The organism is Streptomyces sp. NPDC048751 (assembly GCF_043198595.1).
Lineage (GTDB): Bacteria > Actinomycetota > Actinomycetes > Streptomycetales > Streptomycetaceae > Streptomyces.
The window spans coordinates 360,580-376,494 of the sequence record NZ_JBICUX010000006.1 but is presented as its reverse complement, the minus strand read 5'-3'; the positions used below and the strand labels follow the sequence as shown (position 1 = coordinate 376,494).

Genomic DNA, 15,915 nt, shown 5'->3' with positions numbered 1-15,915 from the left:
GTTGGAGTACCACTGACGGTTGGTAGTACGCCGTAGGCGTCGGCAGCGTTCAGGGCGAGGCCCCGGAATTTCATCCGGGGCCTCGCCCTTTTTACGCGCGTTGCGTCCGACCGGCGAAGACCAGGCACGACGAAGGCCCGGCGCCCCATCTCGGGGAGCCGGGCCTTCGTCGTTTCTGCTTACGCCTTCCGCAGGCGGAAGGTCAGCGTCAGGCCCTCGTCGGTGAACGGGGTGCCGTAGGTGTCGTCCGCCTCGCCCTGGGCGAAGTCCGTGCCGAGGACCTCGTCGGCGATCAGGCCGGCGTGCTCGGTCAGCGCCTCGCTGACGGCCGGGTCGGTCGCCGTCCAGCGCAGTGCGATGCGGTCGGCGACGTCGAGGCCGCTGTTCTTGCGGGCCTCCTGGATCAGGCGGATCGCGTCACGGGCGAGACCCGCGCGCCGCAGGTCCTCCGTGATCTCCAGGTCCAGGGCGACGGTCGCACCCGAGTCGGAGGCGACGGACCAACCCTCGCGCGGGGTCTCGGTGATGATCACCTCGTCCGGGGCGAGGGTGATCGTCTCACCGTCGACCTCCACCGACGCCGTGCCCTCGCGCAGGGCCAGGGACAGCGCCGCCGCGTCCGCGTTCGCGACGGCCTTGGCCACGTCCTGGACGCGCTTGCCGAAACGCTTGCCCAGGGCGCGGAAGTTGGCCTTCGCCGTCGTGTCGACCAGGGAGCCGCCCACCTCCGAGAGCGAGGCCAACGACTCGACGTTGAGCTCCTCCGTGATCTGCGTGTGCAGTTCGGGGGAGAGGGTGTCGAAGCCGGCGACCGCGACCAGGGCGCGCCGGAGCGGCTGGCGGGTCTTCACGCCCGACTCCGCGCGGGTGGCCCGGCCCAGCTCCACCAGGCGGCGCACCAGCACCATCTGCCTCGACAGTTCCGGGTCGATCGCGGTCAGGTCCGCCTCGGGCCAGGACGCCAGGTGTACCGACTCCGGGGCGCCCGGGGTGACCGGCACGATCAGGTCCTGCCAGACCCGCTCGGTGATGAACGGGGTCAGCGGGGCCATCAGCTTGGTGACCGTCTCCACGACCTCGTGCAGAGTGCGCAGCGCCGCCTTGTCGCCCTGCCAGAACCGGCGCCGGGAACGACGGACGTACCAGTTCGACAGATCGTCGACGAACGCGGACAGCAGCTTGCCCGCGCGCTGGGTGTCGTAGGCCTCCAGGGACTGGGTGACCTGGTCGGACAGCGCGTGCAGTTCGGACAGCAGCCAGCGGTCCAGCAGCGGGCGGTCGGCCGGGGCGGGGTCGGCCTCGGACGGGGCCCAGCCGGAGGTGCGGGCGTAGAGGGCCTGGAAGGCGAGCGTGTTCCAGTAGGTGAGGAGCGTCTTGCGGACGACCTCCTGGATCGTGCCGTGGCCGACGCGGCGGGCCGCCCAGGGGGAGCCGCCGGCCGCCATGAACCAGCGGACCGCGTCGGCGCCGTGCTGGTCCATGAGCGGGATCGGCTGCAGGATGTTGCCCAGGTGCTTGGACATCTTGCGGCCGTCCTCGGCGAGGATGTGGCCCAGGCACACGACGTTCTCGTACGACGTCTTGTCGAAGACCAGGGTGCCGATCGCCATCAGCGTGTAGAACCAGCCGCGGGTCTGGTCGATGGCCTCGCTGATGAACTGCGCCGGGTAGCGGGACTCGAAGAGTTCCTTGTTCTTGTACGGGTAGCCCCACTGCGCGAACGGCATCGAACCCGAGTCGTACCAGGCGTCGATGACCTCCGGCACGCGCGTGGCCGTCTTCCGGCACTTCGGGCAGGCGAAGGTGACGTCGTCGATGAACGGGCGGTGCGGGTCCAACTCGGACTGGTCGGTGCCGGTCAGCTCGGTCAGCTCCGCGCGGGAGCCGACGACGGTGAGGTGGTCGTCCTCACAGCGCCAGATCGGCAGCGGGGTGCCCCAGTAGCGGTTGCGGGACAGGGCCCAGTCGATGTTGTTGTTCAGCCAGTCGCCGTACCGGCCGTGCTTGACGTTCTCCGGGAACCAGTTGGTGTTCTCGTTCTCCTGGAGGAGGCGGTCCTTGATGGCGGTGGTGCGGATGTACCAGGACGGCTGCGCGTAGTAGAGGAGCGCGGTGTGGCAGCGCCAGCAGTGCGGGTAGCTGTGCTCGTACGGGATGTGCTTGAAGAGGAGGCCGCGCTGCTGGAGGTCCTCGGTGAGCTTTTCGTCCGCCTTCTTGAAGAAGACGCCGCCCACGAGGGGGACGTCCTCGGCGAAGGTGCCGTCCGGGAGGACCGGGTTCACCACGGGCAGGCCGTACGCGCGGCACACCTTGAGGTCGTCCTCACCGAAGGCGGGGGACTGGTGGACCAGGCCCGTACCGTCTTCGGTGGTGACGTAGTCGGCGTTGACGACGAAGTGCGCCTCTGCCGGGAACTCGACGAGCTGGAACGGACGTTGATAGGTCCAGCGCTCCATTTCGGCGCCGGTGAAGGTCTGCCCGGTGGTCTCCCAGCCCTCGCCGAGTGCCTTCTCGACGAGCGGCTCGGCGACGACGAGCTTCTCGTCGCCGTTGGTCGCGACGGCGTAGGTCACCTCGGGGTGCGCGGCGACCGCCGTGTTGGAGACCAGCGTCCAGGGCGTGGTCGTCCAGACCAGGAGGGCGGCCTCGCCGGCGAGCGGACCGGAGGTGAGCGGGAAACGGACGTACACGGACGGGTCGACGACCGTCTCGTAGCCCTGCGCCAGCTCGTGGTCCGACAGGCCGGTGCCGCAGCGCGGGCACCAGGGGGCGACGCGGTGGTCCTGGACCAGCAGGCCCTTGTTGAAGATCTCCTTCAGCGACCACCAGACCGACTCGATGTACTCGGGGTCCATCGTGACGTAGGCGTCGTTGAGGTCGACCCAGTAACCCATGCGGGTCGTGAGCTCCTCGAAGGCGTCGGTGTGGCGCAGCACGGAGTCGCGGCACTTGGCGTTGAACTCGGCGATGCCGTAGGCCTCGATGTCCTTCTTGCCGCTGAAGCCGAGCTCCTTCTCCACGGTGAGCTCCACCGGGAGGCCGTGACAGTCCCAGCCGGCCTTGCGGGCCACGTGGTAGCCGCGCATGGTGCGGAAGCGGGGGAAGACGTCCTTGAAGACGCGGGCCTCGATGTGGTGGGCGCCGGGCATGCCGTTGGCGGTGGGCGGGCCCTCGTAGAACACCCACTCGGGGCGGCCCTCGGACTGCTCCAGGCTCTTGGCGAAGATCTTCTGCTCGCGCCAGAATTCGAGCACCGCGTGCTCGAGCGCGGGCAGGTCGACCTGGGCGGGCACCTGGCGGTACGTCGGCGTTGTCATCAGCGAGCTTCCTCCGGCGGACTTACTGCCTTCCGTCGGAGGGACGAGAGCTTTCTTTCCTGTCTACGCCGTGTGCGGCGCGCTCCCGCGGTACCACCCTCCTTGGCCCTCCGGTGCGGCCTGCACGCCGGTGAGCCCCCTCATTGGGGTCGCGATGCCGGTTCTACTCGCCCCCGCCCTGCGGCTGTGGCTTTCCTCCGGCGGCTCCGGGGTGATCTTCACGTCGCGCTCGCCCCCGGGCTTCCACCGTCCCCGGGTCGCTCTGGGCTGCGTACGCCGCTACTCGTCCCCATCCACGCTTTTCGCTCCGCCCAGTGTACGGCGCCGCACGGACGGGGGCGGACCGGTTTTCCCGGGCCCGGGCCCCGGGGGCGTCCGGGAGGCCGGGGTGCCCCGAATGGAGTGGTACGCCTGTTCGGATTCGGGGACCCTGAGCTCGGCGGGTTACCCGGCGGGGAGCTGGGCACAACGCAGGCAGGCTTGTCGCGTGGCACTCGCGTGGCACTCGCGGGGCGGGCGAATCGGGCGGCGTGCCCCGTTGCCGCGGGACTCAAGTCGATTTATCGTCCCAGCACGATTCGCGTGCAAGATCACAATATGTGAAGGGGCCGCGGCATGGTGGGTAAGAAGACCGCCGTACAGCAGTCGGCGTCGGGCAGGTCCACGCGTGCCAAGGCCTCCGGCGGTGCGGCCAAGGACGTCGGCGGGAAGAAGAGCACCACCCGGGAAGGCGCCGGGGCGACTGGTGCTGCTGCTGTTGATGTGGCCGGTGCGGCTCGTGCGGTGAAGGCGGCGAGGCCGGTGAAGAGCGTGAGGACGGCGGCCAGGAAGGCCGCGAAGACGGCTGCCACGGAGACGGCCGCCACTAAGACGGCTGCGGCGGACAAGGCTGAGGCGAAGACGGCTGCGGCGAAGAAGGCGGCCACCGCCAAGACCGCCACCGCCAAGACTTCCGGAGCGAAGGCCGCAGGAGCGAAGGCGTCCACTGCCAAGGCATCCGCCGCCAAGGCGCCCGCCGCCACGAAGGCCGCTGCCAAGAAGGTGACCGCGAAGAAGGCGGCGGGTGGGAAGAAGGCCACCGTCGCCGAGAAGCGGGCGGCCGTGGAGGTCATGGAGGAGAAGGCGGAGAAGGCGGTGGCCCGGAAGAGGGGTACGGCGGCGAAGAAGGCCGGCGCTTCGAAGGCGGCCGGCGGGGAAGAGGTCGCCACAGCGGGTGCGGCAGTCGGGGTGAAGGGCGCCGTGGGAAAGGGCGGCGCGGGCAAGGGCGGCTCCACGAAGAGTGCGGCCAAGAAGAGGACGTCCAAGAAGGTGGGCGCGGCCCAGGCCGCGAAGCAGACGGGAGCCACGAACGTGGTTGCGAAGAAGACTCCTGGCACGGCCACGGCGGCACAGAGCGCGGTACCCAAGGCACGGGTCTCCGCGGTGGAGCCGGGCGAGCTCGCGGTGCGCCCCGGAGAGGACCCCTGGACGCCGGAGGAGGTCGAGGAAGCGCGGACCGAGCTGATGTCCGAGGGGAAGCGGCTGGGCGAGGAGATCGCCTCGTCCGAGGCGTCCCTGGTGGGCCTCATGCGCGACTCCGGCGACGGAGCGGGCGACGACCAGGCGGACACCGGCACCAAGAACATCACGCGCGAGCACGAGATGGCGCTGGCCGCCAACGCGCGCGAGATGCTGATCCAGACCGAGCGTGCCCTGGAACGGCTGGACGCGGGCACGTACGGCCTGTGCGAGAACTGCGGCAATCCCATCGGCAAGGCCAGGATGCAGGCCTTCCCGCGGGCCACGCTGTGCGTCGAGTGCAAGCAGAAGCAGGAGCGCCGGTACTGACCTGCGCCGCCCGGCGGGTCCTCGCGCGGGGTGTGCCGTACCCTCGTCCTCAGTCAGGCACCTAGGTTGAGGGACTCACGTGGCAGAGGCGGAGCGCATCATCGGTACGCCGGACACCCCGGACGCGGCGCGGGCCGATCAGGAGCGGCCCGGCGACGACGCGGCGTCGGGCGAGCGGGCCGATGCCGAGGGGACCGCGGCCCCGGCCGGGGGCTCCGGCACCGACGGGTCGTCGGCGACGACCGGCGCCGGGGAGCAGGAGACCCCTGCCGAGCGTCCCCGGGGCGGGCGGCGCGTCGCCGTGCTCTTCGCGGTGGCGGCCTTCGCATACGTCCTGGACCTGGTCAGCAAGATGATCGTGGTCGCCAAGCTGGAGCACCACGCGCCGATCGAGATCATCGGGGACTGGCTGAAGTTCGAGGCGATCCGCAACGCGGGCGCCGCGTTCGGCGTCGGCGAGGCCTTCACCGTGATCTTCACGGTGATCGCGGCGGCGGTGATCGTGGTGATCGCCCGGCTCGCCCGCAAGCTCTACAGCCTGCCCTGGGCGATCGCGCTCGGCCTGCTGCTCGGCGGCGCGCTCGGCAACCTGACCGACCGGATCTTCCGCTCGCCGGGCGTCTTCGAGGGCGCGGTCGTCGACTTCATCGCGCCCAAGCACTTCGCGGTGTTCAACCTCGCCGACTCGGCGATCGTCTGCGGCGGCATCCTGATCGTGTTGCTGTCCTTCCGCGGCCTCGACCCGGACGGAACCGTCCACAAGGACTGAGCCCGCAAGGACTGAGCCCGCGCGGGTTGTCCGTGTCCGGGTTGTCCACAGGCTCCGTACGGGGCTGTCGGGCCCGTCCGGCATACTCGACGGGTGAGCACGATTCCCGAGATCCGTACCCTGCCCGTGCCGGACGGCCTGGAGGGCGAGCGCGTCGACGCCGCCATCTCCCGCATGTTCGGCTTCTCCCGTACGAAGGCCGCCGAGCTCGCCGCGGCGGGGAAGGTCACGGTCGACGGCTCGGTGGTCGGGAAGTCCGAGCGGGTGCACGGCGGGGCCTGGCTCGAGGTCGAGATGCCGCAGGCGCCCGCGCCCGTGCAGATCGTCGCGGAGCCGGTCGAGGGCATGGAGATCGTGCACGACGACGATGACGTGGTCGTGATCGTCAAGCCGGTCGGCGTCGCCGCGCACCCGTCGCCCGGCTGGAGCGGCCCCACCGTCATCGGCGGCCTCGCCGCCGCCGGGTACCGCATCTCCACCTCGGGAGCCGCCGAGCGCCAGGGCATCGTGCACCGCCTGGACGTGGGCACGTCCGGCCTGATGGTGGTGGCCAAGTCGGAGTACGCGTACACGTCGCTCAAGCGCCAGTTCAAGGAGCGCACCGTCGACAAGCGCTACCACACGCTCGTCCAGGGCCACCCCGACCCGACCAGCGGCACCATCGACGCGCCCATCGGCCGCCACCCGCAGCACGACTACAAGTGGGCGGTCACGGCCGAGGGCAAGCCGTCCGTCACGCACTACGACCTCATCGAGGCGTTCCGCGCGGCCTCCCTGCTCGACGTGAAGCTGGAGACCGGCCGTACGCACCAGATCCGCGTGCACATGGCGGCTCACCGCCACCCCTGCGTCGGCGACCTCACCTACGGCGCCGACCCGACCCTCGCCAAGCGGCTGCGCCTGACCCGCCAGTGGCTGCACGCCGTCCGGCTGGGCTTCGAGCACCCCGGGGACGGGCGGTGGGCCGAGTTCGAGAGCGACTATCCCGCCGACCTCCAGAAGGCCCTCGACCAGGTCCGCGAGGAGACGTACGCGTGAACCGGCCGTCGTACGTGGTGCGCGTGGCCGAGGATCCCGCCGACCGCGAGGCGTGCTTCGCGGTGCGCAAGGAGGTCTTCGTCGCGGAGCAGGGCGTTCCGCAGGAGATCGAGTACGACGCGTACGACGCCGGCGCGGTGCACGTGCTGGCGGTCCGGGAGGACGGGCTTCCGCTCGGCACCGGGCGCCTGCTGTACGGGGAGGCCGCCGCGGCGAAGACCGACGGCGACCCGTCGGTGGGATCCCTGGGACGGCTCGCCGTCACCCGGGCGGCACGCGGGCTGGGCGTCGGAGCCGCACTCGTACGGGCCGTCGAGGACGCGGCACGCGCGCGTGGGCTGACCGCGGTGGACCTGCACGCGCAGACGCAGGCGCTGGGATTCTACGAGCGGTTGGGGTACCTGGCGTACGGGCCGGAGTTCTCGGACGCCGGCCTACCGCACCGGGCGATGCGGCGCCCGCTCTAGGGGGCCGTTCGCAGGGCCGTTCGGGCGGGACGTGGCAGGCTTGGGGTCTGTTGTGTGACGTCGACCTTGTGGAGCGCTGAGCGTGGATCAGCTGGCCCTGTTGTTCGTCCTGTTGCTCGGGGCCGTGGTGAGCGTCCCGGTGGGGGACCGCTTCGGGCTGCCGGCGCCGGTGTTGATGACCCTGCTCGGGATAGTGCTCGCGGTGCTCGACTTCGTGCCGAACGTGAGCATCCCGCCGGACCTGATCCTGCCCCTGCTGCTGCCCCCGCTGCTGTACGCCGCCGTACGGCGCACGTCCTGGCGGCAGTTCACGGCCAACAAGCGGCCGATCTTCCTGCTGGCCGTGGCGCTGGTGTTCGTCACCACGTTCTGCGTGGCGGCCGTCGCGAGCGCGATCGTGCCGGGGCTGCCCGTCGCCGCGGCGGTGGCGCTCGGGGCGCTGGTCGCGCCGCCCGACCCCGTGGCCGCGACCGCCGTCGCCGGGCAGCTCGGGCTGCCGCGCCGGCTGGTGTCCATCCTGGAGGGCGAGGGGCTCTTCAACGACGTGACGGCCATCGTGCTGTACCACGTGGCGATCACCGCCGCCGTGAGCGGAACCTTCTCGCCGTGGCGGGCGGGCCTGGACCTGGTGCTGTCCGCCGTGGTGGCGGTGGCGGTCGGGATCGCGCTGGGGTGGGGCGCCAACAAGCTGATGGACCTGCTGGGGGACGCGACCCTCCAGATCGGTCTGACCCTGCTGGTGCCGTACGCCTCGTACGTGATGGCGGAGGAGTTCCACGGGTCCGGCGTGCTCGCCGTGCTCACCACCGCGCTGTTCCTCGCCGAGTACGCCACCGATCCCGACGACGTGATGACGCGGCTCGCCGGGCACACCTTCTGGGACATCGTCGACACGCTCGTCACGGGCGTCGCGTTCGGGCTGATCGGTCTCGAGCTGCACAACGCGATCCGGACGGCGTCCGGGCGGTGGGGCGAGATGCTCGGGTGGGCGGCGGCGATCGTCGGGGTGGTCGTGTTCGTGCGGTTGGCGTGGTTGCTGCCGGCGACGTGGCTGACCAAGCGGCTGCACGCCAAGAGGGACCACGACGAGGACATCCCGATGGGCTGGCGGGAGACCGTCGTGATGTGGTGGTCGGGGATGCGCGGGGTCGCCTCGGTGGCGCTGGCGCTGGCGGTTCCGTTGGAGACCGACGAGGGGGCGGCGTTTCCCGATCGGGACGAGATCGTCTTCATCGCGTTCGGGGTGATCATGGCGACGCTGGTGCTGCAGGGACTGACGTTGCCGTGGCTGGTGCGGCGGCTGAACGTGCGGGCCGACACCGACCGCGAGAAGGAGTTCGAGAAGGCGCTGGCGGTGCGGGCCGCCAAGGCGGCGAAGCAGAGGTTGCGGGAGATCGAGGCGGAGGAGGAACTGTCGGAGGAGCTGTCCGAGCAGATGCTGCGGCGGGCCTTCGACATCGGGCTGCGGATCAGCCCGGACGTGGGGGAGGACGAGCGGCGGGAGGCGCACGAGCACCGGGCGCGGCGGCTGAAGCGGATCCGGCGGATTCAGGGCGAGATGCTGAGCGCCGCGCGGCACGAGGTGGTGGCGGCGCGGAGTGAGCCGGGGGCGGATCCGGAGGTGGTGGATCGGGTGCTGCGGCATTTGGACGTGCGCAGCCTGCGCTGAGATCTCCTGTGCCGACACGTCTGGGGCGTCGCCGCCACCCTGCGGTGGTGCGACGCCCCAGGTGTTCGCCTGTTCGCCTGTTCGCCGTCAGCGTCCCGTGCGTGGTGGCTCGTACGCCCGACGCGATACCGCGCCGTCGCGGGAGCCGTCGTGCGATCGGTCGCCGTTGGGTCGGTTGCCGTTGGACCGGTCGCCGTTGGTTCGGCTCGGTGGCAGGAGCGCGTCCGCGGTGTTGACGCGGGGGAGGGCGTACGGGTGCTCCTCGGTCAGCCAGCGGATCATCCCTTCGCGGACCTTCACCCGGACCGTCCAGATGTCGTCCGCGTCCTTGGCCGTCACCAGCGCACGCACCTGCATGGTGTTCGGCGTGGTGTCCGTGACGTCGAGTCCGTAGGCGCGACCGTCCCAGGCCGGGCACTCGCGCAGGATGTCCTTCAGCTTGTCGCGCATCGCCTGCACCGGTGCCGCGTGGTCGACGTGCCAGAAGACGATGCCGGTCATCTGCGGGGTGCCGCGCGACCAGTTCTCGAACGGCTTCGAGGTGAAGTACGAGACCGGCATGGTGATCCGGCGCTCGTCCCACGTCCGCACCGTCAGGAAGGTCAGCGTGATCTCCTCGACGGTGCCCCACTCGCCGTCCACCACGACCGTGTCACCGATGCGCACCATGTCACCGAAGGCGATCTGCAGCCCGGCGAACAGGTTGCTCAGCGTGGACTGGGCGGCAACACCGGCGACGATGCCGAGGATTCCGGCCGAGGCCAGCAGAGAGGCGCCCGCCGCGCGGAACGCGGGGAACGTCAGCAGCATCGAGGCCGCCGCCACCACGCCGACGACGGCGGAGACGACGCGCATGATCAGCGTCACCTGGGTCCGCACACGCCTGACCCGGGCCGGGTCACGGTGCATGCGCGCGTACCGCGAGTACGACGTCTCGACGATCGCCGCCGTGATCCGGATCACCAGCCACGCGGCCGACCCGATCAGCACCAACGTCAGGGTCTGGCCGATACCGGCCTCGTGGTCCTGTTGCAGCTCCGCCTCGTCGTACGACCCTCTCAGCATCGCCGCGCACAGTACGAGCTGGTACGGGATGCGGCCGCGGCGCAACAGCCCCCACAGGGGCGTCTCGGGGTGCCGGTTGTCGGCCTTGCAGAGCAGGCGGTCGGTGGCCCAGCCGATGAGCAGGGTCAGGGCGAGCGAGCCGCCGACCACGATCAGGGGGCGGAGTAGATTCTCCATGCCTTCGAACGTAACCGGCCGAGCGGGGCCGTGAACATGTGGCTTTTGTGAAGAGGAACACCATCCGATCCGTGCCGTCGGCGCCGAACGGCGTTGTCGGTGGCGGCTGGCACCATGGCCTCATGAACATCATGCTCTTCCATTCGACCCATGGACTGCGTCCCGCGGTGCGCGCGGCGGCGGACCGGCTGCGCGCCGCCGGGCACGAGGTGTGGACGCCGGACCTCTTCGAGGGGCGCACCTTCGACACGGTCGAGGAGGGCATGGCCTTCAACGCGGAGATCGGCAAGGACGAGCTGCTCAAGCGGGCCGTCCTGGCCGCCGCCCCCTACTCGGAGCGCGGGCTCGTGTACGCGGGCTTCTCACTGGGCGCCTCCATCGCCCAGACCCTGGCGCTCGGCGACGAGAAGGCGCGCGGGCTGCTGCTCCTGCACGGCACCTCCGACCTCGCGCCGAACGCCTCCGTCGACGAGCTGCCGGTGCAGCTGCACGTCGCCGAGCCCGACCCGTTCGAGACGGACGACTGGCTGAGCGCCTGGTATCTCCAGATGGGCAGAGCGGGCGCCGACGTGGAGGTCTACCGGTACGCGGGCGCGGGTCACCTCTACACCGACCCCGACCTGCCGGACTACGACGAGGAGGCCGCCGAGGCCACCTGGCGGGTGGCACTCGGCTTCCTCGACACCTTGTAGCCGCGCCCCCTGCACCCGGGCCGACGGCCGGCGGCTACACGGGGTCGTACGTCCGTTCCACCTTCTGCGTGCCGCTGCGCGTACGGTACGAACGGGCCCAGGCGGAGGTCGCGTCGGCCTTCGTGCGGTCGGACAGGACGTAGTAGTCCATCTGCGCGCGGTCGGCGGTGAGGTCCAGGACGCCGTAGCCGTGGCGGTCGGTGTCGACCCAGTGCACATGCCGGTTGGCGGCCCGGATGATCGGCGCGGCGACCGCGGAGACCGTGCCCTCGGGGACCTTCACTATGTCGTCGAGGTTGTCCGAGGTCACCGAGGTGACCACGAACTCCGTGGCGGCGGACGCCGACAGCGGGTACGTCCCGGCGTCCACCGGCACGTCGTTGGCCCACGCCATGTGGATGTCACCGGTCAGGAAGACGGTGTTGCGGATGGCGTTCGAGCGCAGATGGGCCAGGAGTTCACGGCGGTCGTCCGTGTAGCCGTCCCACTGGTCGGTGTTGAGGGCCAGGCCCTCCTGCGGCAGCCCCAGCAGTTTGGCGAGGGGCTTGAGCAGGTCCGCGGAGAGGGAGCCGATCGCGAACGGCGAGATCATCACCGAGTTGCCCACCAGCCGCCAGGTGGTGTCGGACGACTTCAGGCCCGCCTTCAGCCAGTCGAGCTGGGCGCGCCCGGTGAGCGTACGGTCCGGGTCGTCGACCGAGCCGTTGCCGACGGAGACCTGCTGCGAGCGGAAGGAGCGCAGGTCGAGCAGGGAGAGGTCGGCGAGTTTGCCGAAGCGCAGCCGGCGGTAGGTGGTGCCCGCGACGGCCGTGCGGACCGGCATCCACTCGAAGTACGCCTGCCTGGCGGCCGCCTGACGCGCCGCCCAGGTGCCCTCCGTGCCCTCGGTGTGGTTCTCCGCGCCGCCCGACCAGGCGTCGTTGGCGAACTCGTGGTCGTCCCAGATCGCGATGACGGGCGCCTTCGCGTGCAGGGACTGGAGGTCCGGGTCGGTCTTGTACTTGGCGTGCCGGGTCCGGTAGTCGGCGAGCGTGAGGATCTCGTGGGTCGGAGCGTGCTGCCGTACGACGGTGCCGCGGGTGCCGTACTGACCGGTGCCGTACTCGTAGATGTAGTCGCCGAGGTGCAGCCAGGCGTCCAGGTCGCCGCGCGCGGCGAGATGGCGGTAGGCGGAGAAGTAGCCCGCCTCCCAGTTGGCGCAGGACACCACGCCGAAGCGGAGGTTCGCCACCGAGGCGGTCGCCGCCGGCGCGGTGCGGGTGCGCGCCACCGGCGAGTTGGTGCCGCCTGCCGAGAACTGGAACCAGTAGTCCGTGGCCGGTTCCAGGCCCCGGACGTCGGCCTTGACGGTGTGGTCGGAGGCTGCGGTCGCCGTGACGGAGCCCTTGGCGACGATGTTCGTCAGTGCCTTGTCCCTGGCGACGACCCAGCCCACCTCGGTGTCCGGGCCGAGCCCCGACCCGGGTACCGCCTCGGCGGTCGGCGTCACCCGCGTCCACAGCAGGACGCCGTCGGGCAGCGGGTCGCCGGAGGCGAGTCCGTGCAGGAAGGCGGGGGTGGTGGCCGCCCGGGCGGGCAGCGCGGCGGCAAGGGGGCCGACGAGGGCCGCGGAGGCGGCCGCGGCCTTCACGACCGTACGGCGGCGCGGCGCAAGCGAGTTGGCCGGGTGGGCGCTCTCGGATGATCTGTGTCGTCTGGTCACGGACGATCAGATTACTGACCAGTACGACAAAGAGCGGGCGAACTCGCAAAAGTTCGCCCGCTCTTCGGCTGGAGGTCGGATCAGGGTCGGTTCACACCGGACCGGGCCCGGCTCAGCCCTTGAGGGCCGCCTCGAGCGCGGTGTTGAAGTCGGCGACCGACATCGGCGCGTTCTCGCTGCCGGGGGCGGTCAGCGTCTTGCCGTCCATCTTCAGCGTCGGGGTGCCCTTGACACCGCTCTTGTCGAAGACCTTGGACATCTCCAGCGCCCACTTGTCGTAGGTGCCGTCCTTCACGGCCTTCTGGAACGCCGCGTTGCCCTTCAGCGCGGGGACCGTGTCGGCCACCTTGATGAGGTAGGCGTCGTCCTTGAACTTGTCGTCGTTCTCGTCGGGGTGCCACTTCGCCGAGTACAGCGCGGTCTTGTACTCCTTGAAGGCGTCGGAGCTGACGTTGAGCGCCGCGCCCATGGCACTGAGGGCGTTCTTGGAGCCCTCGCCGCCCAGGCCGTTGTCGAGGAAGGTCGCGCCGACGTACTGGATCTTGAACTTGCCGGCCTCGAGGTCCTTCTCGACCGTCGAACCGACGGTCTGCTCGAACTGGGCGCAGACCGGGCAGCGCGGGTCCTCGTACATCACGAGGGTCTTCTTGGCGGTGCTCTTGCCGTACACGACGGTGGTGCCGTCGGCGCCAGTGGTGTTGGCCGGCTTGACGAGCTTGTCGTCCTTCGCGGCCTCCCAGTAACCGGGCTTGTTGCCCTGGACGACGGCGTAGCTGATGCCGCCGGCTATCGCGAGGACGCCGACGATGGAGCAGGCCACGATGACCTGACGCTTGACCTTGTCGCGCTTGGCCTGGCGCTCGCGCTCCTCGCGCAGCCGCTCACGGGCGGCGGTCTTGGCGGACTGGCTGTTCCGCTTGCTCATGGTGGTGATCTCCGTAGGAAACGCACACGTCGTGTGCGGGATACGTAAGGGGGACTGGCGGTGCTCAGCGGGCTGTCAGGCGACAGCGGCCGAGCACGGCGGTCCACGCCGTCCCAGGGAGTGCACGAGGATCAGCTCGCGGGCGGTCGCCGTACGGCGGACCGGGCGCGGCAGGCGACGGACCCGCGGGGCGAGCCGCACGCGCACCGAGGCGAAGGCCAGCAGCAGCGGCCGGAAGGTCGTCGCGGTCACCGCCCGCAGCAACTGGGCCAGCGCCCGCTCGCCCCGGCGCAGCCAGGCGGCGGCGAGCAGGCCGACGCCGACGTGCGCGCCGAGCAGCAACCAGGCGGTCGCCGGGTCGGCGTGGGCGAGCAGCGCGGCGAGCCGGTCGCCGTCGGCGCCGGGCACGGCGGCCAGCGGGGTGCCGACGTCGGTGCCGCTGCCGCACAGCACGTCCCAGCCGACCGAGCGCAGCGGGCCGGCGACCGGGCCGCCCGCGCGGCCGTAGCAGACGTGCTGGCCGGTGGTGAAGACCGTGTCGGCCGCCAGCTCCAGCGGGACGAGCAGGGCGGCGATCCGGCCGAAGCCGCGCTCGCGGCCCGCGAGGGCGTAGGCCAGGGCGAACACGGCGACCGCGACCGCGGCCACCGTGTTCAGCGGCAGCGGGGCCCGCGACAGCAGCACGTGCGACGCGGTGCTGAGCGTCACGACGAGTGCCGTGAACAGCGCCGCGCGTACGGCTCTGAAGTGGGTCCCGGATATGTCCATAGCGGAGGAGAGTGTGTCATGGGGGCCTGTAAGAGACCCCTAAAGGGTGGCTGTGAGAACCCGTTCCGTCACAGACCCGGAATCCGGCCGTTGCGGAACAGGTCCACGAAGATCTGGTGGTCGGCACGCGCGCGTGCGCCGTAGCTGTGCGCGAACTCCACCAGGAGCGGGGCGAAGCCCTCCTCGTCGGCCGCGATCGCCGCGTCGATGGCCCGCTCGGTGGAGAAGGGCACCAGGGACTCGCCGGACTGGTCGTCGGCGGCCGAGTGCATCGTGGCGGTGGCCCGGCCGAGGTCGGCGACGACGCCCGCGATCTCCTCCGGGTCGTCGATGTCGCCCCAGTCCAGGTCGACCGCGTACGGCGAGACCTCGGCGACGAGCTGTCCCGCGCCGTCCAGCTCGGTCCAGCCCAGCCACGGGTCGGCGTGCGCCTGCAGGGCGCGCTGGGAGATCACCGTGCGGTGCCCCTCGTGCTGGAAGTAGTCGCGGATCGCGGGGTCCGTGATGTGCCGGGAGACGGCCGGGGTCTGGGCCTGCTTGATGTAGATCACGACGTCGTTCTCCAGGGCGTCGCTGTGGCCCTCCAGGAGGATGTTGTACGACGGCAGGCCGGCGGAGCCGATGCCGATGCCGCGGCGGCCGACGACGTCCTTCACCCGGTACGAGTCCGGGCGGGCCAGCGAGGTCTCCGGGAGCGTCTCCAGGTAGCCGTCGAAGGCGGCCAGGACCTTGTAGCGCGTGGCCGCGTCCAGCTCGATCGAGCCGCCGCCCGCGGCGAACCGGCGCTCGAAGTCACGGATCTCCGTCATCGAGTCCAGCAGCCCGAAACGGGTGAGCGAGCGGGCGTCACGCAGCGCGTCCAGGAGGGGCCCCTGGGCGGTGTCCAGGGTGAAGGGCGGCACCTCGTCGCTCTTCGCGCCGGTCGACAGGGCGTGGATGCGCTCCCGGTACGCGCCCGCGTACACCTGCACCAGCTCGGTGATCTGGTCGTCGCTGAGCGCCTTCGCGTACCCGATGAGGGCGAGGGAGGCGGAGAGGCGCTTCAGGTCCCAGGTGAAGGGGCCGACGTACGCCTCGTCGAAGTCGTTGACGTTGAAGATCAGCCGGCCGTTGGCATCCATGTAGGTGCCGAAGTTCTCCGCGTGCAGGTCGCCGTGGATCCACACGCGCGAGGTGCGCTCGTCCAGGTACGGACCGCCCCGCTTCTCGGCGTCCAGGTCGTGGTAGAAGAGGCCGGCCGTGCCCCGGTAGAACGCGAAGGCCGAGGCCGCCATCTTCCGGAACTTCACGCGGAACGCGGCCGGGTCGGCGGCCAGGAGCTCGCCGAAGGCGGTGTCGAAGACGGCGAGGATCTCCTCGCCGCGGTGCTCGTCGTTGAGCTGCGGAACCGACATCGCTGGGTGCCTCCTGGTGCAGTGCATGTACGACAGCGTCTCTGCCGTCTCCAACGCATGAAGGTACGCGGAGGTGCCCGCGGAGTGTCAGTGCCGAGGCATAGA

General features: G+C 70.8%; 12 protein-coding genes. 6 read left to right on the top strand and 6 right to left on the bottom strand.

Annotated elements, in window-relative coordinates:
- Positions 1 to 179 precede the first annotated feature (179 nt).
- Entirely contained in the window at positions 180 to 3,317 is a 3,138-nt protein-coding gene (gene ileS, locus ACGFNV_RS21490; RefSeq protein ID WP_393624551.1) for an isoleucine--tRNA ligase, read from the bottom strand.
- A 615-nt stretch (positions 3,318 to 3,932) separates the two neighbouring features.
- Between ileS and ACGFNV_RS21485 the strand changes: the two genes are divergently transcribed.
- From ACGFNV_RS21485 to ACGFNV_RS21465, 5 genes are all read left to right on the top strand, one after another.
- A complete protein-coding gene (locus tag ACGFNV_RS21485; protein ID WP_393624550.1) occupies positions 3,933 to 5,144 on the top strand; it encodes a TraR/DksA family transcriptional regulator in 1,212 nt (403 codons plus the stop codon).
- Between the two features lie 79 nt (positions 5,145 to 5,223).
- Entirely contained in the window at positions 5,224 to 5,913 is a 690-nt protein-coding gene (gene lspA / locus ACGFNV_RS21480) for a signal peptidase II (RefSeq protein ID WP_393624549.1), read from the top strand.
- A 93-nt stretch (positions 5,914 to 6,006) separates the two neighbouring features.
- Positions 6,007 to 6,951, top strand: coding sequence for an RluA family pseudouridine synthase (locus tag ACGFNV_RS21475; protein WP_133926935.1), 945 nt, complete (start codon positions 6,007 to 6,009; stop codon positions 6,949 to 6,951).
- On the top strand, positions 6,948 to 7,418 hold the full coding sequence (locus tag ACGFNV_RS21470; RefSeq protein ID WP_393624548.1) for a GNAT family N-acetyltransferase: 471 nt from the start codon (positions 6,948 to 6,950) through the stop codon (positions 7,416 to 7,418). The genes ACGFNV_RS21475 and ACGFNV_RS21470 overlap by 4 nt, the downstream gene beginning before the upstream one ends.
- A gap of 82 nt (positions 7,419 to 7,500) precedes the next feature.
- Positions 7,501 to 9,087, top strand: a complete 1,587-nt coding sequence (locus ACGFNV_RS21465; RefSeq protein WP_393624547.1) for a Na+/H+ antiporter — start codon at positions 7,501 to 7,503, stop codon at positions 9,085 to 9,087.
- Positions 9,088 to 9,174: 87 nt separating this feature from the next.
- On the opposite strand, the gene ACGFNV_RS21460 is transcribed toward ACGFNV_RS21465, so the two are convergent.
- Positions 9,175 to 10,329, bottom strand: coding sequence for a mechanosensitive ion channel family protein (locus tag ACGFNV_RS21460; protein ID WP_393624546.1), 1,155 nt, complete (start codon positions 10,327 to 10,329; stop codon positions 9,175 to 9,177).
- Between the two features lie 122 nt (positions 10,330 to 10,451).
- On the opposite strand from ACGFNV_RS21460, the gene ACGFNV_RS21455 reads away from it, so the two are divergent.
- Positions 10,452 to 11,021 (top strand): dienelactone hydrolase family protein, encoded by a 570-nt coding sequence (locus ACGFNV_RS21455; RefSeq protein ID WP_393624545.1) that lies wholly within the window; start codon positions 10,452 to 10,454, stop codon positions 11,019 to 11,021.
- Positions 11,022 to 11,055: 34 nt separating this feature from the next.
- On the opposite strand, the gene ACGFNV_RS21450 is transcribed toward ACGFNV_RS21455, so the two are convergent.
- The 4 genes from ACGFNV_RS21450 to ACGFNV_RS21435 all read right to left on the bottom strand — a co-directional run bounded on the left by ACGFNV_RS21450 (position 11,056) and on the right by ACGFNV_RS21435 (position 15,810).
- Positions 11,056 to 12,723, bottom strand: coding sequence for an alkaline phosphatase D family protein (locus ACGFNV_RS21450; protein ID WP_393624544.1), 1,668 nt, complete (start codon positions 12,721 to 12,723; stop codon positions 11,056 to 11,058).
- A gap of 112 nt (positions 12,724 to 12,835) precedes the next feature.
- Complete coding sequence (locus ACGFNV_RS21445) at positions 12,836 to 13,648, bottom strand: thioredoxin domain-containing protein (protein ID WP_393624543.1); 813 nt, start codon at positions 13,646 to 13,648, stop codon at positions 12,836 to 12,838.
- Between the two features lie 75 nt (positions 13,649 to 13,723).
- Positions 13,724 to 14,416 (bottom strand): hypothetical protein, encoded by a 693-nt coding sequence (locus tag ACGFNV_RS21440; RefSeq protein WP_393624542.1) that lies wholly within the window; start codon positions 14,414 to 14,416, stop codon positions 13,724 to 13,726.
- A gap of 68 nt (positions 14,417 to 14,484) precedes the next feature.
- Positions 14,485 to 15,810: a DUF2252 domain-containing protein gene (locus tag ACGFNV_RS21435; RefSeq protein ID WP_133926943.1), complete on the bottom strand. Its 1,326-nt coding sequence runs from the start codon at positions 15,808 to 15,810 to the stop codon at positions 14,485 to 14,487.
- Positions 15,811 to 15,915 lie beyond the last annotated feature (105 nt).

What these genes read in the sequence shown, in the direction of transcription:
- ileS (WP_393624551.1), bottom strand. Translation starts at nt 3,317, where the DNA reads ATGACAACGCCGACGTACCGCCAGGTGCCCGCCCAGGTCGACCTGCCC.
- ACGFNV_RS21485 (WP_393624550.1), top strand. Translation starts at nt 3,933, where the DNA reads ATGGTGGGTAAGAAGACCGCCGTACAGCAGTCGGCGTCGGGCAGGTCC.
- ACGFNV_RS21460 (WP_393624546.1), bottom strand. Translation starts at nt 10,329, where the DNA reads ATGGAGAATCTACTCCGCCCCCTGATCGTGGTCGGCGGCTCGCTCGCC.
- ACGFNV_RS21455 (WP_393624545.1), top strand. Translation starts at nt 10,452, where the DNA reads ATGAACATCATGCTCTTCCATTCGACCCATGGACTGCGTCCCGCGGTG.
- ACGFNV_RS21445 (WP_393624543.1), bottom strand. Translation starts at nt 13,648, where the DNA reads ATGAGCAAGCGGAACAGCCAGTCCGCCAAGACCGCCGCCCGTGAGCGG.
- ACGFNV_RS21440 (WP_393624542.1), bottom strand. Translation starts at nt 14,416, where the DNA reads ATGGACATATCCGGGACCCACTTCAGAGCCGTACGCGCGGCGCTGTTC.
- ACGFNV_RS21435 (WP_133926943.1), bottom strand. Translation starts at nt 15,810, where the DNA reads ATGTCGGTTCCGCAGCTCAACGACGAGCACCGCGGCGAGGAGATCCTC.